A 23,328-nucleotide genomic window follows, 5' to 3' on the forward strand; every position below is an offset into this window, starting at 1 on the left:
ACTTCGGGTTCATGGCCATCCCCTCGGGGCTGCTCGGGCGGAAGCGGCGGGGCGCCTGGAGCGGCGTCCCGGGGCCGCGGTGGTGGCGGCCCGGAAGGGGGCTATTGCGACGGCTGTGCCAACGGGTTTCCCCCCGGGAGGGTGCTCCGGTGTGTCCCCCCAGCCACAGCGGCGGGGAAAAGCGTGGCAGGGGGCGTGGGCCGCGTGCGACGGTCGCCCGCGATGCGAATCGCGACCTGGAACGTGAACTCGGTGAGGGCCCGGCAGCAGCGGCTGGTCAATTGGCTGAAGAGCGCCCAGCCAGACGTGCTCTGCCTGCAGGAGCTCAAGTGCACCGATGCGGACTTCCCCTTCGAGGCGGTGAAGGAGGCGGGCTACTTCGCCGCCGTGCACGGGCAGAAGACGTACAACGGCGTGGCCATCCTGGCGAAGCAGGAGCCCACGGACGTGGTGCGGGGCCTGTCGGACGGCGTGGACGACACGCACGCGCGCTTCATCGCGGCGACGGTGGGCGGCGTGCGGGTGGTGAGCGCCTACGCGCCCAACGGGCAGCAGGTGGACTCGGACGCGTATGTGTACAAGCTGGAGTGGTTCCGCCGGCTGCGGCGCTACCTGGACTCGCGCCACAAGCCGGACGAGCCGCTGGTGATGGGCGGGGACTGGAACATCGCGCCGGAGCCCATCGACGTCTACGACCCGGCGCAGTGGGAAGGGCAGACGCTGTTTACCCTGCGCGAGCGGGACGTGTTGCAGCAGGTGTGCGTCTGGGGCCTGACGGACGCGTTCCGCCACCTGCACCCGACGGAGCAGAAGTTCTCCTGGTGGGACTACCGGATGCTGGCGTTCCCGAAGAACCGGGGCGTGCGCATCGACCACCTGTTCCTCACGGCGCCGCTGGTGCCCAGGCTCACGGCGTGTGACGTGGATCGCGAGGAGCGCAAGGGCCAGCAGCCGTCGGACCACGCGCCGGTGTGGCTGGAGTTGCGGGACTGAGTAGAGTCGGGGGCATGTCTGTCCTCCGACTCGATTGCACGAAGTGCGACCGGACGTATGCGCCGGGCGCGGTGTGGAACCTCTGCACGGCGTGTCAGGCGCCGCTGTTCGCTCGCTATGACCTGGAGCGCGCGGCGCGCACGCTGCGCAAGGAAGCGCTGCCCACGCGGGAGCGCTCCATGTGGCGCTACCACGAGGTCCTGCCGGTAGAAGACCCGGCGCACCGGCTGAGCCTGGGCGAGGGCTTCACGCCGCTGTTGCCCGCGCCACGGCTGGGCGAGTGGCTGGGTTTGAAGCGCGTGCTCGTGAAGGACGAGAGCGGCAACCCGACGGGGTCCTTCAAGGCGCGCGGCCTGTCCGCCGCGGTGTCGATGGCGAAGGCGCTGGGGGCGAAGGCGGTGTGCCTGCCGTCGGCGGGGAACGCGGGCAGCGCGCTGGCGGCGTACGCGGCGCGGGGCGGGATGGAGGCGCACGTCTTCGTGCCGAAGGACATCGCGTCGCTGTTCCTGATGGAGACGCGGGCGTACGGCGCGCATGTGGAGACGGTGGAGGGGCTCATCTCCGACGCCGGGCGGGTGTGCGCGGGGCTCGCGAAGGAGCATGGCTGGTACGAGTGCGCGACGCTGAAGGAGCCCTACCGCGTCGAGGGCAAGAAGACGATGGGCTACGAGCTGGCGGAGCAGCTCGGGTGGACGCTGCCGGACGTCATCCTGTACCCGACGGGCGGGGGGACGGGGCTCATCGGGATGTGGAAGGCCTTCGAGGAAATGGAGGCGATGGGGCTCATCGGCGCGAAGCGGCCGCGCATGGTGGCGGTGCAGGCGGAAGGCTGCGCGCCCATCGTGAAGGCACACGCGGAAGGGCGGCCGGACGCGCCGATGTGGCAGGGGGCGACGACGCACGCGCACGGCCTGCGGGTGCCCAAGGCGCTGGGTGACTTCCTCATCCTGCGCGCGGTGAAGGACAGCCACGGCACGGCGGTGTCGGTGACGGAGGAGGAGATCGTCCAGGGCACCAAGGACATCGCCTCCGCGGAGGGGCTCTTCGTGGCGCCCGAGGGCGGCGCCTGCGTGGCGGCGCTCAAGAAGCTCCACGCCGCGGGCGACGTGACTCCGGATGAATCCGTGGTCGTGTTCAACACGGGCACGGGGTTCAAGTACGTGGAGAACATGGCGCCGCTGTGGTGAGCCGGGGCGGACCCCGGGGGCACGTGAGAGGGATTCTCGGATTGCCTCATGCGAAAGTCAGACAGCCCGTTTGTGACGCCATTCTCGGACGTCAGGATGAAAGACATGCACTGCTTCCAGGTTGAGTTTGCTGACAGGCGGGCTGCCACGGGTTTCAGGCTGTCGGTGTTGGAGAACAAGCTCTCGCGGTCGGTGAACCATCAGATCGTGATGAAGAGCTTCGTTTCGGAAGGTGCAGTGGTGGAGGCCGAGTACGTCGTGCTGACCTTCAAGACGGACCAGTTGAACGAGGTTCAGGAGTACCTGAAGGAGCCGACGTTCAAGAGCGGGTCGGCGGTGTACTGGGAAGTGAAGGAGTTTTGATGGAACGCCCCCCACGTCCGCCCTTCCGTGCTCGAACACCTGGGGCCGGTTGCACCGGGGGGCTACGCGCCAGTGTTGCCGTTCCCGCCGGGCACGCTCTGATGAGATGCCCACGAGTCGGCGTCCTCGCGCTGCTCCTGCTGCTGACGACACTCGTGGGGGGCTGCGCGTCGGCTCCCTTGCCTGCGCTGGACCCCTGGAGCGAGGCGGAGTACTCCGCAGAGGGTGCTTGTGAAGAGGAAGACCGGTGCGTCACCCTGGTCTGCGCTGACGACCTGTGTGGCCTCTACCGGTGTGAGGACGCGGGAGCGCTGCTGGCACGGGGCGGCGGTGTCCGGCCTCCGGTCGCGGCATCGGCTCCGGGCTCTGGCCCTCGGAGGAATTGGGGGAGTGCCCAGTCCCTGCCGGGAGACCGCGAAGCTATCTTCGTCATCCGCTGGTACAACCATCCGCCAGCCCCCGCACCCACGGATGGCAGGAAGCCTTCAGGTTCGGGCTGGGTCCGTCACCATCTGTATCCTCAGGAGTCGGAACTCGCGCTGTTCTTCAAGCGGCAAGCGGGCATCAACGTGCATGATTTCACGATGGTCATTCCGCGTGCAGAGCACGTGCGACTGCACGGACGAGGTGGGCGAGGTGGCCCCTGGAACCAAGCGTGGCGTGACTTCGCTCGCATGAATCCGCTCGCGACTCCGAAGGAAATCCAGGACCAGTTGAACCGGATGATCATCGGATTCGACATCATGGGGCCCATTGTTCCCTACTACTCACTTCACTAGACCCCAGGAGCGCTGATGAAGTTCTTCGAGCTTCTTCCTGCGGCGGGGCCACGCTTCAGTGGCTTCCTGAATGGTGCCCATCGGTGGGGCCTTCCGGGGGGACTCTGCCCGGTGTGCGAAGCCAGTCGCGGCGGCCTGGGGGAGGCCTACCCGTCCGTGGACCTTTCCGGATGGTCTCACCGACATGAACTTGCAGAGGCGAGACAGGTGCCGCTCGAAGAGTACGAACGGCTTCGCCGACTGCTGCGGCCTCAAGTGCCCTTCGATGTTCCACTCCTGCCGGGCGCCGAGTTCGGTTTGTACAGCGGCAAGGCAACTGGCAAATGGGGTGATTTGCATCTGCCGTACCCCTGGCGGCTGGTCATTCAGCGTGAGGCGATGGAGCGACTCCGCGAAGAAGCCGGCATCGAACTCAGGACCAGCAAGATGGACCTTCACTTCCGAGGAAAGTCCGCGCCGGAGTTGCTGGAGGTCGAGGTTCATCCCCGTGGCCGCCTGCATGACAACTGTTTCCCTTCCGGCCGTGAGCGCCCCTGTGAACGCTGCGGACGTCAGGGCGATAGCCTTCCCAATGCGCCCAGCCTGGACGGAAGCACGCTGCCCACAGGACAGGACCTGTTCCGGCTGACGGACTTCACGACCGTCATCATCGCCACGGAGAGATTCGCGGAAGCCATCGCGCGTCTTGGACTGGAAGGGGTTGTGTTCAAGGAAGTGCCCGTCGTCCCTCCCTGAATCCGTCGCTCGCTAGGGTTGCTGCTGGAGTTTATCCAGCCAGAACCATCGTCCATTGGACCGGAGCGCGCCTTCCAGGAACTCAGCGAATGAACCCGCGATTCGCGGACAGGCTTCGGGAGAGGGAAACCCTTCGCGATATCCGTCGCGAATGATGTAGCGACCGGCCTCCTGTCGACTCACGTCGAGGAGCACGAAGTTGGTGTCGTAGAGGTTGCAGACGATGAACCAGGAGGGCGGCCCCCATTCATCCGTGTCCGCCAACCCCAGGACCGTCCGCGCACGCACGACCTCCGCCAACGAGCACAGGTGGAAGGGCGTGTTCGGAGTCTTGAACAGCTCGGCCCCATCGCAGTGCAGGTAGAAGGCGCGCAGGTCCGCGTCGAGTCGCCAGCCCACGCGCTGCTCGAAGTCCTCCAGTTGCGCACGCGTCGCGGGCGGATTGGGAAAGTGGCTTCGGGAGATTTCCGCGAGCAAGGGCTGCATTGCCAAGGGCCTACTCCCCATAGGGATAATCGATGCCGACCGTGCTCCACGGCGGATTGTTCGCGTAACACTGATTGTAGAGAGCGTTGAGCTTGCCGTGGATGTCCTGAGGCATGGGCAGGAGGTTCTCCCAGTCCGTCGGGTTGCCGCCGTGGTGCAGGTCGCGAAGGTGGTGGGCGGGCCAGTTGTTTCCTTGCGCGTCCGTCGGCCACTGCCCGAAGCGCCGGGCCCACTGCTCTCGAAACCCGTCCCGGATGTTCTCCCACCGTTGACGTTGTGCGGCGGTCTGCGCAGTGGACAGCGTGCTGTAGTTGCAACAGCAATGCGTCATCCCGAAACGGCTTCCCGTTTGGAGCACGGTCCCTACGAAGTCCAGCTTCACGTCCGCGAGCCACATGCAGCCCTGGAGTACATGGCCTTCACCTGCGCACTTGTTCTGGCAGTAGCTCATCAGCTGGGCACTGCACTGCCAGGGCCCGTAGTAGATCGTGGTCCGGAACTGCCCACCGCCAGGGACGCTCACAATGGGACTGACCCATTTCCGGCCTGTGATGGAGGGCATGACCGTCGAGCCACATGCCGAGCACAGCAGTGCGAGCAGCGCGGCGGAGAGCATCCCAGTTGGCTGTTTCGATGGGTTCACGCCGCCCACCTTACCCGGGGATGGTGAAATTCCGGCAGCGCCTACGGCGGCTACAGCTCGATCACCAGCCGCGTCCAGTCCGCCGCCACCTGGAGCTCCAGCGCCCCGTCCTCGAACCGGTGCTCACGCGCCCCCGTCACCTGCTTCACGGACCTCAAGCCATACACGCGCACCGTCTCCTCCGCCCGTGCCCGCGCCAGCGCCCCGGTCTCGCTCCGCTCCAATCGCAGCACACCGTCCGTCAGTCCCCCGCGCAGCACCGTGAGCCGAGACTCCCCGTACCCGTCACCCGCGTCCTCGTAGAGTCGCCCCCGGATCTCCGGTGCCGCGTGCACGTGCCACTCCAGGTGTTTCCAGTTCGCGTCCGTGGTGTGCAGCGCCGGCAGTGTCAGCGCCACCGCGCCGCCGGCCCGCAGCCACACCGGCACCGTGTCCAGGGGCCCGTCCGCGATGACGTACTGTCCTCCCTCGCGCACCTGTCCCGTGCCCTCCAGCCCCGGCCAATCCAGCCAGGCCCCCGCCGGCAACCAGGCCAGGCGCTTCGTCTGTCCCGGCCGCACCACTGGCGCCACCAACAGGTCCTGCCCGAACAGGAATTGATCGAACGCTCCCACCGCCTCCGCGTCCCCAGGCGCCTCCATCAGCAGCGGCCGCATGGGCGCGATCCCCGTCTCCGACGCCTCGTGCATCAGCGTGTACAGCGTGGGCAACAACCGGTACCGCCTCTCCAACGCCTCGCGCGCCAGCGTCAGGTACGGCTCCCCGTAGCGCCACGGTTCCTGCGGCGGCGTTCCCTTGCCCGCGTGGTTGCGCATCAGCGGGTAGAACGTGCCGGCCTGCATCCAGCGCACCAGCAGCTCCCCGTTCGCCCGCCCGATGAAGCCGGGGATGTCCACCCCCGTGAAGGACACCGCCGCCAATCCCAACCCCATCAGCATCGCCAGCGAGGTCTCCAATTGCGCCCAATGGCTGGAGTTGTCCCCAGTCCACACCGCCGCGTAGCGCTGGATGCCCGCGGATCCCGCCCGTGTCAGCAGGAACGGCCTGGCCTCCGGACGCAATTCGCGCAGAGCTTCGAAGGCCCCCTTCGCCATGCCCAGCGCATACACGTTGTGCACCTCCAGGTGCCGCTTGTCCCCATGGCGCGCGTCATACGGCAGCGTCGGCCCCTCCACCTTGCCCACGCCCTCTGAACGCTGGCTCGTCAGCGTGAGGATTCCCAGGTCCGGCTGCACCGCGAAGCACGACGGCTCGTTCATGTCGTTCCAGAACCCCGCGATGCCCAGCTCCACGAAGTCGCGGTGCAGGCCTCCCCACCAGCGCTGCACCTCCGGCCGCGTCAGGTCCGGGAACACCGCGGGCCTGGGCCACACCTCGCCCACCAGCACGCCGCCCCGGTCGTAGCGCACCAGGTAGTCGCGTGACTTGGCCTCCTCGTAGAGCGCCCAGCCCTCTTCCTGCTTCAACGCCGGATCCACGATGGGCACCAGCCGCACGCCCTGCGCCGCGGCCTCCCGCACGAGGCCGGCCGGATCCGGGTAGCGCGCCCCGTCCCACGTCCAGACCTTGTAGCCATCCATGTAGTCGATATCGAGGTACACGCAGTCCAGCGGCAACCCCCGCTGCCGGTACCCCTGGATGACGCCGCGCACGTCGTTCGCGCTCTCGTAGCCCCAGCGGCTCTGCTGCGCGCCCAGGCTCCACAGCGGGGGCAGGGGAGGACACCCCGTCAGCGCCGCGTACCGCCGCACCACGTCCGCCGGCCCCGGCCCGACGAACAGGTAGCAGTCCAGCTCCGGGCCCCACGACTCCCAGGCGACCCGCGTTGCATCCGCGCGTGCCACGTCCACCTCCGAGCGCCAGGACTCGTCCAGGAAGAACCCCCACGCCACGCCCTCGCGCAGGCCCACGAAGAACGGGATGGATTGGTAGAGCGGATCCGTGTCCGGGTGGTGCGGCATCACATCCGTGTTCCAGAACGTGAAGTGCATCCCCCGCTTGTCCAGCGGGCCCACCTTCTCACCGAAGCCCAGGTAGCGCTCCCCGGGCTGCGCCCGCAGCACCAGCCGTGAGCGATACCGGCTCATCGGATACGCGGCCTCCACCTCGCCGTGCACGCCAAGGCTGCGCGCCAGCTCACGCCCGTCCGCGTCCCGGAAGCGCCACGTCCCCGACTCCACGTCCACCTCCAGCGATACGCCCTCCGCGCTCACGTGCACGCGCTCCCCATCGCGCTTCACCTCCAGCGGGCGTGCCCCGTCCGTCGTCACCGCCCAGGACTGCTTGCCGGGCAGCTCGGGGTGCAGGAAGCCCACCTCCGAGGAGACCGGTGCGTGGCGCAGCCGCAGCACGCCGGGCAGGGGACTCGATACCTCCAGGACGGCGTGGCGACCGGACAGGCGCAGGCGGGAAGGCTCGATGAGGAGGTCGTCGACGTGCATGCTCGCAATCTAGGAAGCACGCCGCGGCCCGCACCCGTCCCCGTGCGATGCTGTCACCGCCATGACGCCGCCCCCCGAGCCCCTGCCCTTCCCGGACAGCCTCTGCCACCGCTGCGCCGCGCCGCCCAAGTACGTCCAGACGCGGACCTCCACGTTCATCCTCTGTCCGCTCCTCCCCCAGAAGTACGCGCCCCAGCCGGTGCGCGCGTGCCACCTGTTCCGGCCCCTCGCGCCGGGGACCGGCCCCGCATAGCCCCCGCCAGGAGGGCGGGCGACAGGGCGGAGGCCCGGCGAGTGGAGCGCGCGCAAGGCCCAGCTCCTCGCCAGCGAATACAAGAAGGCCGGAGGCGGCTACCAGGGCCCGCGCTCGGGCTCGCAGCGCCACCTCAAGTCCTGGACGACCGAGCAGTGGCAGACCCAGGACGGGAGCTCTCGCGCCCGGCACGGCCGCACCACCGCGCGTTACCTTCCGAAGGAGGCCTGGGCCCACCTGAGCCCGGCGCAGAAGAAGGCCACCGAACGCCGCAAGCGCACCGGCTCCCGCGCGGGAAAGCAGTTCGTCCCCAACACCCCCGCCGCGCGCCGGGCGAGGAAGCAGGCCTCGAAGCGCTGACACCCGCCGTCCAGGCGGAGCCCTCCTCCCGGAGCACGTGCGCCCGCGCCCACCGGACAGCCCGCGCGGTTGGCGTACAGTGCGGACCTCCGGGGTGCGTGGCTCCATCCCGGACGGAGGACGTCATGGATTGCGACTGGCTCATCATCGGCTCGGGGTTTGGCGGCAGCGTCAGCGCGTTGCGGCTCGTCGAGAAGGGCTATCGCGTCGTGATGCTGGAGAAGGGCCGGCGCCTCCAGGGCCCGGACTTCCCCAAGTCGAACTGGGACCTGAAGCGCTGGCTGTGGATGCCGCAGCTCGGGTGGCGCGGCCTGTTCAAGATGACGTTCCTCCGCCACGTCACCGTGCTGTCCGGCGTCGGCGTGGGCGGCGGCTCGCTCGTCTACGCCAACACGCTGCCCATCCCGAAGGACGACTTCTTCGACGCCTCCTCCTGGGGCCACCTGGCGCCGTGGAAGCAGGAACTGGCGCCGCACTACGCGACGGCGCGCCGCATGCTGGGCGCCACCGTCAACCCGCTCAGCACCTTCCCGGATCAGGTGCTCAAGCAGGTGGGCGACGACCTGGGCCGCACCGACTTCCAGCCCACCACCGTGGCCGTCTACTTCGGCGAGCCCGGCGTCACGGTGAAGGACCCCTACTTCAACGGCGAGGGCCCGGAGCGCACCGGCTGCATCGCGTGCGGTGGCTGCATGCTGGGCTGCCGTCACGGTGCGAAGAACACGCTCGACAAGAACTACCTCTACTTCGCGCAGAAGCGCGGCCTCACCCTCCACGCCGACACCGAGGTGACGTGGGTGCGCCCCCTGCCCGGCGGCGACGGCTACGAGGTCACCGCGAAGGAAGGCACGGGCTTCTTCAAGAAGACGCGCCGCTTCACCGCGAAGCACGTCATCTTCGCCGGCGGCGTGCTGGGCACCATGGACCTCCTGCTCAAGCTCAAGGACCGGCCGGACGGACTGCCCAGGCTCTCCCCGCGCGTGGGCGACGGCGTGCGCACCAACTCCGAGGCCCTCATCGGCATCGTCAGCGGCAAGAGCCGCAAGGACCAGGACCTGTCCAAGGGCATCGCCATCGGGTCCATCCTCCACACCGACGCGCACTCGCACCTGGAGCCCGTGCGCTACCCGGCGGGCTCCGGCTTCTTCCGCCTGCTGATGGCGCCCCACGTCCCCGGCGCCACCGCGTGGTCGCGCATGGCGCGCCTCGTGGGCCTGCTCGCGCGGCGCCCGTTGCGCTTCCTCCAGGCGTGGTTTGTCCCGGACTTCGCGCGCCGCACGATGATCCTCCTCTACATGCGCACCATGGAGGGCCACCTGCGTATGAAGCGCGGCCGGGCGCTCACCACCGGCTTCCGCACCGGCCTCACCACCGGCCTGCAGAAGGGCTCCGCGCCCACCGCCAACATGCCGGAGGCCTTCGACCTGGCGAAGCGCGTGGCCGACAAACTGGACGGCTATCCCATGACGATGGTCAGCGAGACGCTCATGGGCATCCCCACCACCGCGCACATCCTGGGCGGCGCGTGCATGGGCGACTCGCCGGAGACGGGCGCCATCGACGCGCGCCACCGCCTGTATGGCTATGACGGGCTCTACGTGGTGGACGGCTCGGCCATCTCCGCCAACCCGGGCGTCAATCCCTCTCTCACCATCACCGCCCTCGCCGAACGCGCGATGACCTTCATCCCCGCCGCGCGCGAGCTGCCCCGGGGCGACACCGACGCCACGCTCGACGCGCCGCGCTCCCAGCCCCTCGCCGCGCTGTCCTGAAGTCGCCCTCCAGTGTCGCAGGGTGAGCACGGGCCTCGTACCGGAGGCCCGGTCGCCGTTGGTGCCTTGCTCACAGGGGCGGGGGGCCGCCTGGATTTCGCTCGGATTGCGCTGGGAATCACCGGCCCGGGTGGGGACTGGCAGTGTTCACGCGCGGTCAATCCTCGTGCCCTGAAGCAGCATGGTAGGTCCTGAGAATCACGTATAATCCATTTTTACAGGATCAATCGCTTCCGCCATCATCGCGGCCGGGTGAAGAGATGGCTTTGTCCACGTCAGCCAATTCCTCGCATGCAGTGGGGCCTGCTCCCCAGCGGCTGGAAGCGCGGGCGGCGGCGCTCGTGGCCCTGCACCTGCGCGAAGCGCGCGGCCGGGTGGATGCGCTGTTCACCTGGCTGATGGTGGGGCAGTGGGCCCTCGCCATCCTCGTGGCGGTGTTCGTCTCGCCGGCCGCATGGCAGGGCCGGGCGCACGCGCCCTTCCTGGAGACCGCGGTGCTGCTGGGCGCGGCGCTGAGCCTGTTCCCGGTGATGCTCACGCTGCTCCGCCCGGGGGAGGCCGGCACGCGGCACGGGGTGGCGGTGAGCCAGCTGCTCTGGTCCGCGCTCTTCATCCACCTGACGGGCGGGCGCCTCTCCACGCACTTCCACCTCTTCGGCTCGCTGGCGCTGCTGGCCTTCTACCGCGACCCGAAGGTGCTCCTCACCGCTGTTGGCACCGTGCTCGTGGACCACGGCGTGCGGGGCGCGCTGTGGCCGGAGTCCCTCTTCGGAGAGCCTCATCCGGAGGCCTGGCGCTTCCTGGAGCACGGCTTCTGGGTGGCCGTCATCGCCGGGGTGCTGGCCGTCGCGTCGCGGGACGCCCTGCGGGAGCTGCGTGAGAAGGCCCGCCGCCAGGCCCTGTCGGAGCACACCGGCGAGTGGGAGCTGGCGCTGCGCACGGGCCAGCTCGATGCCGCGGTGCGGGAGGTGTATGCCTTTCGCGACCACATCGGCCGGCAGGAGCGGCTGGTGTCCCTGGGACAGCTCACCGCCAGCGTCAGCCACGAGCTGCGCAACCCGTTGGCGGCCGCTCGCACCGCGCACGCCTTCATCCTGCGCCGCCTGCGCAAGGACGGGGACCGCGGACTGGATCCGCGCATCCCGCGCTTCCTGGACATCATCGACCGGGAGCTCCAGGCGTGCTCGGTCATCGTCACCCAACTGCTGGACTACGCGAAGGGCCGTCCGCCCCGAGTCAGGCCGTGTCCGCTCCGGCCCCTGGTGGAGGAAGCCATCAGCGTGGTGCCCCTGCGCGAGGGCGTGCGCGTGCACAACCAGGTGCATGAAGGGCTGCCGGTGCCGCACCTGGACCGCGAGCAGTTCCGGCAGGTGCTGGTCAACCTCATCCAGAACGCGGTGGAGGCCATTCCTCCGGAGCGCGTGGGCGAGGTGTGTGTGCACGCCGAAGCCCGGGACGGCGGCGGCTGGAGCCTGCGCGTGACGGACGACGGGCCCGGCATCCCCGCGCCGATGCTGGAGCGCATCTTCGAACCGATGTTCACCACCAAGTTGCACGGCACCGGGCTGGGGCTCGCCATCGTGAAGCGCCTGGTGCAGGGCCACGGCGCCCGCATCCAGGCGGAGAGCGACTTCGGCCGGGGCTCCCGTTTCACCGTCCACTTTCCCGACGACCCTACGCCGGAGCACGCGGTGCCGGCACATCCCTAGCGTCCGCACCCGGTTGGCTTCAAGCTGTGCGCTGTGGGCAGGCCCACGTGGTCATGGAGGTCGCATGCAGGCGGAGGTGAAGCCATCGAAGGAGGCCCGTCTGGTCGAGGCGGACTGGGTGGTCCGGCGCATGGCGGCCACGGAGCACGACACCGCGCGGGGCATGTTCTTCCTGGGCGTGCTGGAGTCGGTGCGCGTCGGCATGGGCGAAGAGGCGGTGGCCGCCTGCCGGGCCGCCACGGAGGGGAAGCGGTTCGTGGGCTTCTTCAACTACCCCGTGTCGACCTTCCTGCAGCTGGTGCAGGTGGCGGCGCGCGTGCTGGCGCCCCGGTGGGGTGGGGTGGACGAAGCGCTGCGGCAGATGGGCATGCAGGGCACCCGGGGCTTCCTGGAGTCCGCGGTGGGCCGCACCTTCCTGCTGCTGGCCCTGGGGGACACGCACAAGCTCGTGTCCAGCCTGCCCTCCGGCTACCGGCTCGCGGTGAGCTACGGGGACCGGTCCGTGGAGTGGAAGGGGCCGCGCGAGGCCGTGTTCGTCATGCGGCGCGACTTCATGCCGCCGCCGTACCACGAGGGCGTGCTGCGCGAGGTGATGACCATGGTGGGCGCGAGGAACCCGCGCATCGTCGGCCGCAAGCTGAGCCTGCTCGACACCGAGTACCACATCACCTGGGACGCGCCCGCCGACGTGCTGGCCGGGAACCCGAACGTGCGGCGCGGGGTGGTGCAGTAGGCCTCTGCGCGAGCGAGGCCAGCGAGGCAGGGCAGGGCGCGGCGGGAACTTGCGCGGCCGGGGCGCCGGAGCACGATGGTGGCGCCCCTTCTTCCGGCGAGCGTGAGGCCCCGTGGTGAGCAGCGAGAGTCAGGAGCGGACGGAGCGCTGGCGGCGGCTCCTGTCGAACACGCGCATCGGTTCGGAGCCCCGTCCGGAGCTGGCCGCGTCCTCCGCGACGCCGGACGCGACGCGCCGGCTCATGGATGAGCGCACCGCGTACGACCGGGACTACGACCGCATCGTCTTCTCCAGCGAGTTCCGCTGCCTGCACGACAAGACGCAGGTGTTCCCCCTGTCGACGAGCGACTACACGCGCACGCGCCTCACCCACAGCATCGAGGCGTCGTGCGTGGGGCGCTCCCTGGGACAGCAGGCCGGGCTGGGGCTGCGCGAGCAGGGCGTGGACCTGGAGCCCGCGCGCATGGGCACCATCGTGGCGGCGGCGTGCCTGGCGCACGACATCGGCAACCCGCCCTTCGGCCACTCGGGCGAGGCCGCCATCCAGCACTGGGTGGAGCAGCGCCTGCCGCCCCCGGGGACGGGGAGCGGAAGCCCGTTCCAGACGGAGGCCGAGTGGAAGGACCTGCGCGACTTCGAGGGCAACGCGCAGGGCTTCCGCATCCTCAACCGCCTCCAGTCGCGCGAGCGCCGGGGCGGGCTGCGCTACACGGCCGCCACGCTGGGCGCGATGAGCAAGTACCCGCGCCCGTCCGTGCTCCCCGGCTCGCGCGAGCCGGCGAAGGGCATCGTGTCGGAGAAGAAGTTTGGTTATTTCCAGGACGACCGGGAGCTGGCGGAGCTGGCCTACCGGGAGCTGGGGTTGCGCGAGCGCGAGCCCGGCGTCTTCTGCCGCCACCCGCTGGCCTTCCTCGTCGAGGCGGCGGACGACATCTGCTACGCCGTCATCGACCTGGAGGACTCCGCGAAGCTGGGCCTGCTCCCCATGCAGCAGGCGTGTGAGCTGCTGGAGTCGCTGCTCCCGAAAGCCCCGCGCTCCCGGCCCTCGCGCCACCTGGAGACCCGCATGGCGCAGGCGCGCGCGATGGCCATCGGGGAGCTCATCCCCGCGTGTGTCGAGGCCTTCCTGGAGCATGCGGCCGCGCTGGAGGCCGGCACGCTGGAGACGTCGCTCAAGTCGCTGCGCCCCCAGGTGAAGCAGAAGCTGGGCGCCATCACGGACCTCACGCGCAGGTACGGCTACGAGAGCGAGCGCGTGCTCCAGATTGAAAGCGCGGGCTTCAAGACGCTGGGCGGGTTGCTGGAGATGTTCGCCTGCGCGGTGGTGGCGGAGGCGCCGAACCGCGAGGAGAAGAAGCTGCGGCAGCTGATGCCAATGGAGTGCTTCCAGCGTCCGGAGTTCGCGGCCGCGGACGACGAGGCGCCGCCGGAGCGCGACGAGGCCATCCGCCGCCTGAGCCCCTACCAGCGCCTGCTGTGCGTGACGGACTACATCTCCGGCCTGTCGGACAGCCGCGCGGTGGAGCTCTTCCAGCGCCTGTCCGGCATCAAGCTGCCCACCTAGTTCCGGCCGGCCCGTCGGTTCCCCACCGGCCGGCCACCCGGAACGTGCGAGCCCGGCCTCCGGGCGCTAGGCTTTCCCTCATGTGTGGCCGAGTCACCGTCCGGACCTCCCCCGCGCAGCTCGTCGCCGAGCTGGAGCTCGCGGGCGCGCGCGCGACGCTGGAGCGCGAGCGCTTCAACCTGTGTCCCACGCAGCTCTTGCCCGTGGTGCCCAACGACGGCGAGCGGCTGCTGGACGTGTTCCGCTGGGGGCTCATCCCCTCGTGGGCGAAGGACGCGTCCATTGGCAACAAGCTGATCAACGCGCGCGGCGAGACGGTGGCGGAGAAGCCCAGCTTCCGCTCGGCGCTGAAGCGGCGCCGGTGCCTCGTGGTGGTGGACGGCTGGTACGAGTGGAAGCAGTCCACGAAGCCCAAGACGCCCTACCTGTTCCACCACCGCGACGGGAAGCCGCTGGCGCTGGCGGGGCTCTGGGAGGAGTGGACGGCGCCGGACACCGGTGAAGTCCTGCGCACCTGCACCATCATCACCACCGGCCCCAACGCGCTGATGGCGCCCATCCACGACCGGATGCCCGTCATCCTCTCGCCGGAGGCCCAGGCCGTGTGGCTGCGCCCGGAGCCGCAGGAGGCCTCGGTCCTCCTGCCGCTGCTCGTCCCGGCGTCGGACGCGGCGCTGGAGCACTACGAAGTGGCGCGGGTGGTGAACTCCCCCGCCAACGACGGGCCGGAGTGCGTGGCCCGCCTCGCGGCCTGAGTCGCTGTCGACAATCTCCGGTGTTTCAACTGGAATTCTTGTCTTCATTGGAGGGCGGGCAGTACGGTGCTACCGCCTCCAGCAGGACGTCCATGTGCAGGGGTTTGAGCAGGAGCCCCACGGTGCCTGCCATCTGCTGCGTGGGGAAGCTGGCGGTGACGACGAAGACGGGGAGCCCGCAGAGGGTCGCGTCGTCGTGCAGCCGCTGGAGGAAGCCGTAGCCGTCCAGCACCGGCATCATCAGGTCCAGCAGGACGATGCAGGGCTTGCGACAGGAGGCGAGGGCCAGCAACCCCTCCTCGCCATTGGACGCCGTCAGGACGGAATAGCCTTCCAGCTCCAGATAGCGGGCCAGCACTTCCAACTCCGGTTCGTCATCGACGATGAGAATGAGGGGGGCCGCGTTCGTGTGTGACACGACTCTCTCTTCCGTGGGGTCCGGGGAAAGCTAGGTCGCCCCACCGCCGCACCGCCCAGGGCTGGCTTCTGATTCCGGGCCGGCGGCCCGGTGGAGGGACGACACGGGCGGGGGTTGTCCGCCAGGCTGCCCCCTAACCCCCTGATCCACCGTGTCCCCGGGGGACTGGGGCGGACCGGCGCCTGCCCACCTCCATGGTTTTCATGGATGGCGTGGAACTGGCGCCTCGACTGACCTACAGTTCTTGGACGGAGGGGGAAGGTTGTCCGAACTGCCACCCAGCGCGTATCCGGCCTTGTTCGAGCACACCCGTGACGGGGTGCTCGTGCTGGACCCGACCCTGCGGGTCGTGGCCGTGAACCGTGCCGCGGAGGCGCTGCTCGGCCCCCGCGAGGTGCTCGTGGGCCTCCAGGTGGACCACGTGCTGCCGGGCTGGGCGCCCCCGCAGGTGGGCAGCGCGCCCCAGGAGACGCAGTGGGACGGAGCGACGCACTCGCTGCGCGTGCTGTCCATCCCCCAGGCGGACGGGGGCCGGGTGCTGCTCCTGCGCGGCACGGACGCCCACCAGGAGGCCGAAGCCACCCTGCGCCAGCAGAAGGAGTTCTTCGAGGCGGTGGTGTGCCACAGCCCGGTGGCCATCGTGACCATCAGCCGCGCCTTCGAGGTCCTCACGTGGAACCCCGCCGCGGAGACGCTCTTCGGCTACACGCCGCAGGAGGCGCTGGGGCGCAACATCCTCAAGCTCGTGGCCAACGTGGACGGCATCCGCCCGGAGGCGGAGGAGACGTCGCGCGAGGTGCTGCGCAAGGACCGCGTGCACGTCGTCACCCGGCGCGTGCGCAAGGACGGCACGGTGGTGGACGTGGAGCTGCGCGCGCTGCCCGTGATGGTGGGCGGCCGGTCGCTGGGCTTCATCGCCATCTACCACGACATCACCGACCTCCAGCGGGCGCGCCAGGCCGCCGAGGACGCCAACCAGGCCAAGAGCCTGTTCCTGGCCACGGTGAGCCATGAAATCCGCACGCCGATGAACGCCATCATCGGCATGGCGGGGCTCTTGATGGACACGGCGCTGACGCCCGAGCAGCGCGACTTCGCGTCCACCATCCGCCAGAGCGGGGACGCGCTCCTCGAGCTGCTCAACGACATGCTGGACTTCTCCAAGATCGAAGCCGGCCGCGTCGAGCTGGAGCAGAAGCCCTTCGACCTGCGGCAGTGCGTGGAGTCCGTGTTGGATTTGCTGGCCATGCGCGCCAGCGAGAAGTCCCTGGACCTGGGCTACCACGTCACCGACGAGACGCCCGTGAACGTGGTGGGCGACTCCGCGCGGCTGCGGCAGGTGCTGCTCAACCTCGTGGGCAACGCGGTGAAGTTCACCGAGCGCGGCGGGGTGTCCATCTCCGTGGACACGCCCCGGCGGCCCCTGGCCCCCACGGGGACCTTCGAGCTGCACTTCGCGGTGCAGGACACGGGGCTCGGCATCTCCGAGTCCGCGCGCAGTGGCCTCTTCCAGCCCTTCAACCAGCTGGACGAATCGGTGTCCCGGCGCTTCGGCGGCACGGGCCTGGGGCTCGCCATCAGCAAGCGACTGGTGGAGGCGATGGGCGGGCGGCTGTGGATGGAGAGCGAGGGCGTGCCGGGCCGGGGCGCCACGTTCCACTTCACGTTCCAGGCGCGCGAGGCCCCGCGCAGCGCGGAGTCCCTGCGCCCGGATTCGCTGAAGCTCCAGGGCCGGCGGGTGCTGGTGGTGGACGACAACGCCATCAACCGCAAGCTGCTGGGCCGGCAGCTGTCCGCGTGGGGCATGGACATCGTGGAGGTGGGCTCCGGGGCGGATGCGCTGACGCGCCTGGAGTCGGGGGCCCGGTTCGACCTGGCCATCCTGGACCACCGCATGCCGTTGATGGATGGCCCGTCGCTGGCGGCGCACATCCGCCAGCAGCGCGACGCGCGCGAACTGCCCCTGCTGCTGCTCACGTCCTTCGACCAGCGCGACACCCAGCCGCACGGGATGTTCACCGCGGTGCTGCCCCGGCCGGTGAAGGCCTCGCAGCTCCACGACGCGCTGATGACGTGCCTGGCCCAGGACCTCATCTCCGCGAAGCCGCCGCCCGCGCCGGCGCTCGCGACCCGTGAGCGCTCGGTGTTCAACGCGCGCCCCGGCGAACAGATGCCGCTGCGCATCCTGCTGGTGGAGGACAACCCCACCAACCAGAAGCTGGCGCTGCTGGTGTTGGACCGGCTGGGCTACCCGGTGGACACGGCGTCCAACGGCCGCGAGGGGCTGCACGCCCTGGAGCGCGCGCGCTACGACGTCGTGCTGATGGACGTGCAGATGCCGGAGATGGACGGGCTGGAGACGACGCGCCAGCTGCGCACGACGGTGCCCGCCGCCGACCAGCCGTGGGTCATCGCGATGACGGCCAATGCGATGACGGCGGACCGGCGCGAGTGCCTGGACGCGGGCATGGACGACTTCCTCAGCAAGCCCATCCGCGTGGAGGAGCTCATCTCCGCGCTGCGCCGCGCGTGGGAGCGGCTGCCGCGTCCCCCCGGGGCCCGGCCCACCGCGCACGTCCAGGAGGTCCCCCGCGTGGGCACCCCGCGCATCCGCGGGCTGGAGCCCTCGGCGCTGGAGCGGCTGTGGGAGTCGCTGGACGGGCAGGTGGAGCGGATGCTCCCGGAGCTCATCGACACGGCGCTGGAGAGCATGCCCCGGCTGATGGACGACGCGCGCACGGCGCTGGCCGAGGGGGAGATGGAGAACCTGGCGCGCGCCGCGCACACGCTCAAGTCCAACGCGGCCTACTTCGGGGCGGCCCGGCTGGAGTCGCTGTGCTGGGACATCGAGCAGCGCGCGGACGCCCGGGTGCCGGAGGCGCTGAACGGGCTGGGGCCGCTCGTCGCCCAGTGCCAGGAGGCGCTGGAGGAGAGCCGCCGGCTCCTGGAGCAGCTCAAGGGCTCCGTCGTGCCCCGGGCCACGGGCTGAGCGCCCACTGTCCTACGCCCGCTGGGGCGCGTTGGGGTCGCTGATGGTCAGCGGCTGACGCTGGCCGTCCGGCGCGACGAGGCGGGCGGTGAGGGAGAAGTCCGGCGCCATGCTCAGCTCCAGCGTGGTGGGCCCCGGGTGGGCCACGCGCCACTCCGGTTCGATGCGCACGGTGCCCAAGAGCTCGCGCTCCACGGTGGTGCGGTCCAGCGCCTCGAAGAGGGCCACCGGCACGGGGCCGGGCCAGGGCGGCAGGTCCAGGGACACGGAGCGGGTGCCGGGCACGGGGGTGTTGGCGGGGAGCACCTCGTGCTGGCCGCCGCCGGGCACCATGGCGCCAATGGGCATGGGCACCACGTCCGACAGGCCGGTGATGCCGCGCGCCAGGTTGCGCCCGAGGATGGCGGCGCCCACGGCCACGCCCAGCTCCGGGTGGACCTCCTTCTCCGACGACAGCTTGCGGAAGTGGGACAGGCGCTTGCGGATGGCGGGCATGCGCGTCTGGCCGCCCACCATCACCAGCTCGTCGATGGCCTCCGGCTTCAGGCCCGCCTTCTCCAGCACGTCGTCGCACGCGGCGGCGGTGCGCTCGATGAGCTGGAACACCATGGCCTCCACCTGCTCGCGGGTGAGCGTGTACTGGAAGTCCACGAAGGCGCCGTCCTTCTGGGTGATGCACGGCACGCGCAGGGGGACGGACGTGGCGTTGCTCAGCGCCATCTTCGCGGACTCGGCGGCGAAGACGAGCCGCTGCATGACGACCTTGTTGCCGCGCAGGTCGATGCCCTGCTTCTTGCGGAAGTCCTCCACCAGCGCTTCGACAATCTGTTCGTCGAAGTTGGCGCCGCCGAGGAACGCGTCGCCGCCGGTGGCCAGCACCTTCACCACGCGGTTCTGCACCGCCATCAGGGTGACGTCGAAGGTGCCGCCGCCCAGGTCGAACACCATCACCGTCTGCTCGGGGTTGCGCAGGTTGGCGTAGTAGAGCGCCGCGGCGGTGGGCTCGTTGACGATGGCGCGCACGCGCAGGCCCGCCTTCTCCGCCGCGTGGCGGATGGCCTCGCGCTGGCGGATGTTGGCGTGCGCGGGCACGGTGAGCACGCACTCCTCGAAGCGCGCGCCCGCGGTGTGGTTGGCGAGCGTGTGGATGTGCTTGAGGATGAAGTGGGCCACGTCGATGAGCGGCGTCACCTTGCCGTACACCTCCACGGCGGTGTAGCCGTCCGGGCCCTCGACCAGTTCGAAGGCGAAGCGGCCCCGGTGGCGCGCCACGTATTCGGACTGGAAGCGGCGGCCCAGGAAACGCTTGGCGCCGAAGATGGTGTGGCGCGGATCATCGATGATCTGCCGCCGGGCCGCGGGGCCGACGATGGCCTTGTCGCCCGCGTGGAACCACGCGATGGAGGGCAGGGTGAGGCTCTTCTCCGCGATGGGGACGACGCGCAGCTTGCCTGCCTTGTCGAAGAAGGCCGCCGCGGTGTTGGTGGTCCCGAAGTCGATGCCGAGGATGGGGGCGGCGCTCGTGCTCATGATGTGCCCCCATCCTGGCATGTCTGGATGCGTCGCGGCACCCGTCCCGTGCTCAGGGCTTTGGAGGCGTGTTGTAGCCGGCGTCGCCGTAGGGCTTCAGGCGCTCCAGCCACATCTCCTCCAGCACCTTCAGCTCCTCCACGGGCGGCGTCGGCCCGGGCTCCTCCAGGGGCGGGAGTTGATCCAACACCTCCAGGGAGAAGGCCGCCTCGCCATACCGGTCCCAGTCCGCCTGGAGCTCGGGGACGCGGTGCATGCGCTGGGCGAACTCGAAGCGGATGCGGTTGAACATCGCGGGCAGGTTGATGCTGTGGCCCAGGAACACCTTGCCGTTGACGCGGTTGCGGATGACGTAGATGCCCATGGGCACTGCGGCTTCCTTGTACGCGCGCTTGCGCTCCGAGCGGGCCGCGCGCGAGTCATCACCCGGCGACATGGCGGCCTCCGTATCCCAGCGCGACGAGCTTCACTTCCAGTCGGGTCCGCGCGGCGCTGTCGCGGGGGCGCACCCAGTCGCGGCCCATCCGTTCCCAGTCCGGATCCTTCGTGTCGATGCCCAGCGCCTGGAGGAAGTCGGCCTCGCAGACGAAGCACTGCTGGCGGAAGGGGAAGAGGAAGCCGCCTTGTGTGGCGAGCGACGCGGCGGCTTCTTCGTAGGTGGCGAACCAGCGGTTGAGGAAGACGCCCTGCTGCTTCTGGAAGAACCCGCCCGTGTCCAGCGCGGGCGCGGGCTCGGTGTTGCTCAAGGCCTGCTTCAGCTCGGTCCAGGTGGCGTGGCCGGCCTCCCGGGCGATGACGGCGAGCCCGTGCTTGTGTTGCACGGTGTCCCGGCGCGCGAGCACTTCGCCCAGGGGCAGGCCCGCGAAGAAGGGCAGGGCGCGCATCCGTTCGGCGGCGCGCGTGGCGCGGGCGGTGTCGGGGGAGTCCAGGTCCTTGAGCAGGAGCGACGCCCGGACCTTGCAATCGTGAAGCGTGACGGTGGAGGTGCTGCCGGTTCCCATGACGATTCCTTCGGTGGCGGCCCTCACCCGCTGGTGGACCGGAAGGACTTCATCGGGAGCATGTCGGCTGCGGGTGAAGCGAGGGTGACGTCGTCTTTTCGGGTGCAGGCGCCCCTCGGCACCTGCGCGCAATAGACCAGACGCCCCGAGCGCGCGTCAACGCACCCGGAAGCATGCGGCCAGGCGAGCCCCTCAGGACTCGGACTGTCCCCGGCGCAGGCCCAGGGCCTTCATCTTCTTGTAGAAGTGGCCGCGCTCCAGGTCGAGGATCCGCGCGGCCTCCGTCACGTTGTCGTGTGTGTGGCCGAGCACGTGCTGGATGATCTCCCGCTCCGCGTCCTCCACCTGCTCGCGGAATGTCTGATCCACGCGAGGCCGCCACCCGGGCGGTCCGGACGCAACGGGTGCGACAGGTTCCGCACCCTGGGATGCGACCGTGCCCGTCAGCGGGGCCAGCGGCGCGTCTCCGCCGACGGTGGCCGCGGGCATCGGGGGCAGGGGCCGGCCCCGGGGCAGCAGCTCCAGCGCGTCGGTGCGCGAGACGACGGGGCCCTCGCAGAGGATGGCCAGCCGCTCCACCAGGTTGCGCAACTCGCGCACGTTGCCCGGGTAGTCGTAGGCGCTCATCACCGCGAGTGCGTCCGGAGACAGCATCAGCGGCCGGCGGCCGTTCTTCGCGCACGCCTCGCGCAGAAAGGTGCCGATGAGGTCCGGCAGGTCCTCGCGCCGCTCGCGCAGCGGGGGTGAATGAATCTGCACCACGTTGATGCGGTAGTAGAGGTCCTCGCGGAAGCGCCCGGCGGCGATCTCCTTCTCCAGGTTCTTGTTCGTCGCCGCGAACACGCGCACGTCCACCTTGAGCGTCTCCGTGCCGCCCACGCGCTCCAGCTCGCCCTCCTGGAGCACGCGCAGCAGCTTCGACTGCATCGCGGCCGGCATGTCGCCAATCTCATCCAGGAAGAGCGTGCCCTCGTGCGCCAGCTCGAACTTGCCGCGCCGCACGCTCACCGCGCCGGTGAACGCGCCCTTCTCGTGGCCGAACAGCTCGCTCTCGATGAGGTCGTGCGGCACCGCCGCGCAGTTGAGCTTCACGAACGGCCCGCCCTTGCGCCGCGAGTGCTGGTGCAGCGCCCGCGCGATCAGCTCCTTGCCGGTGCCGTTCTCGCCGGTGATGAGGACCCGGCCCTCGCTGGGCGCCGCCCGCTGGATGAGGGAGAAGATGCGCTGCATGGCAGGCCCTCCGCCCACCATGTCGAAGCGGCCCAGCTGCGCGCGCAGCTCCTGCAACTCCTCCATCGCCGCCTGGTGCGTGAGCACGTTGCGCAGCGCCACCAGCAGCCGGTCGCGCGCAAGCGGCTTCTCCAGGAAGTCGCGCGCGCCCAGCTGCGTCGCCTTCACCGCCGTGTCGATGGTGCCGTGCCCCGACATCATGATGACGGGCAATTCCGGCTTGAGCTCCGTGAGCCGCGCCAGGACCGTGAGGCCGTCCATGTCCGGCATCTTCACGTCCATCAACACCGCGTCCACGGGTCGTGCGCTCACCACGTCCAGCGCCACCTGCCCGCTGCTGGCCAGCTCCGTGCGGTAGCCCGCCAGCTGCAATGACTGGCTCAGGGTGAGGAGGATGTTTTTTTCGTCATCGACGATGAGGACGGCGGCGGGCATGGGCAAACCGGTCACACTCTCACGGAAATAATCGGGGCTTCAAGGGACTCGTTCAGGTCCGAAGGGTGGGTAACGGACAAATCTTTTGACTCGCCCGGGCGGGTACGGCTAGACGCGACGGACTTAGGCCCGCGTGTGTTCGCGGGTCCCCTTTTCCCGTGATTGCTGTTCGGAGGAATGATGCGTCGGATTTCGCTTTGGGCGGGGATGGCCCTCGCCGTGGCCGTGCTGACCGGGTGCCCGCCCACCTACCCCAAGTGCAACAACGACGACACCTGCAAGGAGAAGGGCGAGGTCTGCGTCCAGGGCCAGTGCCAGGAGTGCGCCGAGGACGCGAACTGCCGCGAGGGCTTCACCTGCCAGGCGAACAAGTGCGCCCCCAAGCCCCCTGAGTGCACCACGGACACCGCGTGCGGCGCCGGTCGCATCTGCGAGGCCGGCAAGTGCGCCGAGGCCCAGTGCAAGGATGACTCCGCGTGCAACGGTGGCAAGTGCCAGGCCGGCCGCTGCCAGGCCCCCAAGGACACCTGCACCGCCGCGACGGACTGCGGTGAGGGCCAGGACTGCCAGGGCGGCCGCTGCGTGGCGGCGGATGCCAGCTCGCGCTGCGACTTCGCTCCGGTGCGCTTCGGCTTCAACGAGTCCACCCTGGACTCCAGCGCGCAGTCGCGCCTGGGCGACCTGGCGGCCTGCATCAAGGCGAGCCAGGGGAAGATCACCCTGGGCGGCCACGCGGATGATCGCGGCACTGAGGAGTACAACCTCCAGCTGTCCAACCGCCGCGCCGCCGCGGTCAAGCGCTACCTGACCGACCTGGGCGTGCCGTCCAACCGTCTGACGACGGTGGGCTACGGCGAGAACCGCCCGGTCTCCAACGCGGCCACCGAGGAAGGGTGGGCGGAGAACCGTCGCGTGGAGTTCCAGCGCTAGTTCTGGGGTAGGCTCTGGCGCG

At 69.8% G+C, this 23,328-nt stretch carries 21 protein-coding genes; 13 read left to right on the forward strand and 8 right to left on the reverse strand.

Going from position 1 to position 23,328, the window contains the following annotated elements:
- Window positions 1–222: 222 nt before the first annotated feature.
- The 5 genes from xth (at window position 223) to D7V97_RS02865 (ending at window position 4,057) form a co-directional block, all read left to right on the forward strand.
- Window positions 223–993, forward strand: a complete 771-nt coding sequence (gene xth, locus D7V97_RS02845) for an exodeoxyribonuclease III (RefSeq protein WP_120609032.1) — start codon at window positions 223–225, stop codon at window positions 991–993.
- A gap of 14 nt (window positions 994–1,007) precedes the next feature.
- Window positions 1,008–2,180, forward strand: coding sequence for a threonine synthase (locus D7V97_RS02850; protein WP_120609033.1), 1,173 nt, complete (start codon window positions 1,008–1,010; stop codon window positions 2,178–2,180).
- A 48-nt stretch (window positions 2,181–2,228) separates the two neighbouring features.
- A complete protein-coding gene (locus D7V97_RS02855) occupies window positions 2,229–2,543 on the forward strand; it encodes a hypothetical protein (protein WP_147444662.1) in 315 nt (104 codons plus the stop codon).
- A gap of 101 nt (window positions 2,544–2,644) precedes the next feature.
- Window positions 2,645–3,322 (forward strand): TIGR02269 family lipoprotein, encoded by a 678-nt coding sequence (locus D7V97_RS02860; RefSeq protein WP_120609035.1) that lies wholly within the window; start codon window positions 2,645–2,647, stop codon window positions 3,320–3,322.
- A gap of 15 nt (window positions 3,323–3,337) precedes the next feature.
- Complete coding sequence (locus D7V97_RS02865; RefSeq protein WP_120609036.1) at window positions 3,338–4,057, forward strand: double-CXXCG motif protein; 720 nt, start codon at window positions 3,338–3,340, stop codon at window positions 4,055–4,057.
- A 12-nt stretch (window positions 4,058–4,069) separates the two neighbouring features.
- On the opposite strand, the gene D7V97_RS02870 is transcribed toward D7V97_RS02865, so the two are convergent.
- Genes D7V97_RS02870 through D7V97_RS02880 form a run of 3 tightly spaced genes read right to left on the reverse strand, consistent with a single transcriptional unit; the run spans window position 4,070 to window position 7,627 of the window.
- Entirely contained in the window at window positions 4,070–4,543 is a 474-nt protein-coding gene (locus D7V97_RS02870; RefSeq protein WP_199728683.1) for an SMI1/KNR4 family protein, read from the reverse strand.
- Window positions 4,544–4,553: 10 nt separating this feature from the next.
- Window positions 4,554–5,186 carry a hypothetical protein gene (locus D7V97_RS02875; RefSeq protein WP_233582480.1) on the reverse strand — a complete coding sequence of 211 codons (633 nt, stop codon included), beginning with the start codon at window positions 5,184–5,186 and terminating at the stop codon, window positions 4,554–4,556.
- 50 nt (window positions 5,187–5,236) lie between these two features.
- Window positions 5,237–7,627, reverse strand: a complete 2,391-nt coding sequence (locus tag D7V97_RS02880; protein WP_120609038.1) for a glycoside hydrolase family 31 protein — start codon at window positions 7,625–7,627, stop codon at window positions 5,237–5,239.
- Between the two features lie 61 nt (window positions 7,628–7,688).
- Between D7V97_RS02880 and D7V97_RS02885 the strand changes: the two genes are divergently transcribed.
- The 6 genes from D7V97_RS02885 to D7V97_RS02915 all read left to right on the forward strand — a co-directional run bounded on the left by D7V97_RS02885 (window position 7,689) and on the right by D7V97_RS02915 (window position 14,773).
- Window positions 7,689–7,880: a hypothetical protein gene (locus D7V97_RS02885; protein ID WP_120609039.1), complete on the forward strand. Its 192-nt coding sequence runs from the start codon at window positions 7,689–7,691 to the stop codon at window positions 7,878–7,880.
- A 485-nt stretch (window positions 7,881–8,365) separates the two neighbouring features.
- The gene (locus D7V97_RS02895) at window positions 8,366–10,012 is read left to right on the forward strand and encodes a GMC family oxidoreductase (protein ID WP_120609040.1); all 1,647 of its coding nucleotides are present in this window, start codon (window positions 8,366–8,368) and stop codon (window positions 10,010–10,012) included.
- A gap of 266 nt (window positions 10,013–10,278) precedes the next feature.
- On the forward strand, window positions 10,279–11,721 hold the full coding sequence (locus D7V97_RS02900) for a sensor histidine kinase (RefSeq protein ID WP_233582481.1): 1,443 nt from the start codon (window positions 10,279–10,281) through the stop codon (window positions 11,719–11,721).
- A 64-nt stretch (window positions 11,722–11,785) separates the two neighbouring features.
- Complete coding sequence (locus D7V97_RS02905) at window positions 11,786–12,454, forward strand: DUF2378 family protein (protein WP_120609042.1); 669 nt, start codon at window positions 11,786–11,788, stop codon at window positions 12,452–12,454.
- A gap of 115 nt (window positions 12,455–12,569) precedes the next feature.
- Complete coding sequence (gene dgt / locus D7V97_RS02910; RefSeq protein ID WP_233582482.1) at window positions 12,570–14,018, forward strand: dGTP triphosphohydrolase; 1,449 nt, start codon at window positions 12,570–12,572, stop codon at window positions 14,016–14,018.
- An 80-nt stretch (window positions 14,019–14,098) separates the two neighbouring features.
- Complete coding sequence (locus D7V97_RS02915) at window positions 14,099–14,773, forward strand: SOS response-associated peptidase (RefSeq protein WP_120609043.1); 675 nt, start codon at window positions 14,099–14,101, stop codon at window positions 14,771–14,773.
- 25 nt (window positions 14,774–14,798) lie between these two features.
- Here the strand turns inward: D7V97_RS02915 and D7V97_RS02920 are convergent, their stop codons facing one another.
- Entirely contained in the window at window positions 14,799–15,191 is a 393-nt protein-coding gene (locus D7V97_RS02920) for a two-component system response regulator (protein ID WP_120609044.1), read from the reverse strand.
- 262 nt (window positions 15,192–15,453) lie between these two features.
- On the opposite strand from D7V97_RS02920, the gene D7V97_RS02925 reads away from it, so the two are divergent.
- Window positions 15,454–18,180 (forward strand): PAS domain-containing hybrid sensor histidine kinase/response regulator, encoded by a 2,727-nt coding sequence (locus D7V97_RS02925; protein ID WP_120609045.1) that lies wholly within the window; start codon window positions 15,454–15,456, stop codon window positions 18,178–18,180.
- 12 nt (window positions 18,181–18,192) lie between these two features.
- Here D7V97_RS02925 and D7V97_RS02930 read toward each other — a convergent pair whose 3' ends face one another.
- The 4 genes from D7V97_RS02930 to D7V97_RS02940 all read right to left on the reverse strand — a co-directional run bounded on the left by D7V97_RS02930 (window position 18,193) and on the right by D7V97_RS02940 (window position 22,376).
- Window positions 18,193–19,710: an Hsp70 family protein gene (locus tag D7V97_RS02930; protein ID WP_120609046.1), complete on the reverse strand. Its 1,518-nt coding sequence runs from the start codon at window positions 19,708–19,710 to the stop codon at window positions 18,193–18,195.
- A 52-nt stretch (window positions 19,711–19,762) separates the two neighbouring features.
- Window positions 19,763–20,146 carry a GIY-YIG nuclease family protein gene (locus D7V97_RS45700; protein ID WP_233582483.1) on the reverse strand — a complete coding sequence of 128 codons (384 nt, stop codon included), beginning with the start codon at window positions 20,144–20,146 and terminating at the stop codon, window positions 19,763–19,765.
- On the reverse strand, window positions 20,133–20,711 hold the full coding sequence (locus D7V97_RS45705) for a hypothetical protein (protein WP_233582484.1): 579 nt from the start codon (window positions 20,709–20,711) through the stop codon (window positions 20,133–20,135). The genes D7V97_RS45700 and D7V97_RS45705 overlap by 14 nt, the downstream gene beginning before the upstream one ends.
- Before the next feature lie 192 nt (window positions 20,712–20,903).
- On the reverse strand, window positions 20,904–22,376 hold the full coding sequence (locus D7V97_RS02940; RefSeq protein ID WP_120609056.1) for a sigma-54 dependent transcriptional regulator: 1,473 nt from the start codon (window positions 22,374–22,376) through the stop codon (window positions 20,904–20,906).
- 180 nt (window positions 22,377–22,556) lie between these two features.
- Here D7V97_RS02940 and D7V97_RS02945 point away from each other — a divergent pair, with 180 nt between their 5' ends.
- Window positions 22,557–23,306: an OmpA family protein gene (locus D7V97_RS02945; protein WP_120609057.1), complete on the forward strand. Its 750-nt coding sequence runs from the start codon at window positions 22,557–22,559 to the stop codon at window positions 23,304–23,306.
- Window positions 23,307–23,328: the final 22 nt, after the last annotated feature.

Origin of the sequence: Corallococcus sp. CA053C (assembly GCF_003611675.1) — a bacterium.
GTDB lineage: Bacteria > Myxococcota > Myxococcia > Myxococcales > Myxococcaceae > Corallococcus.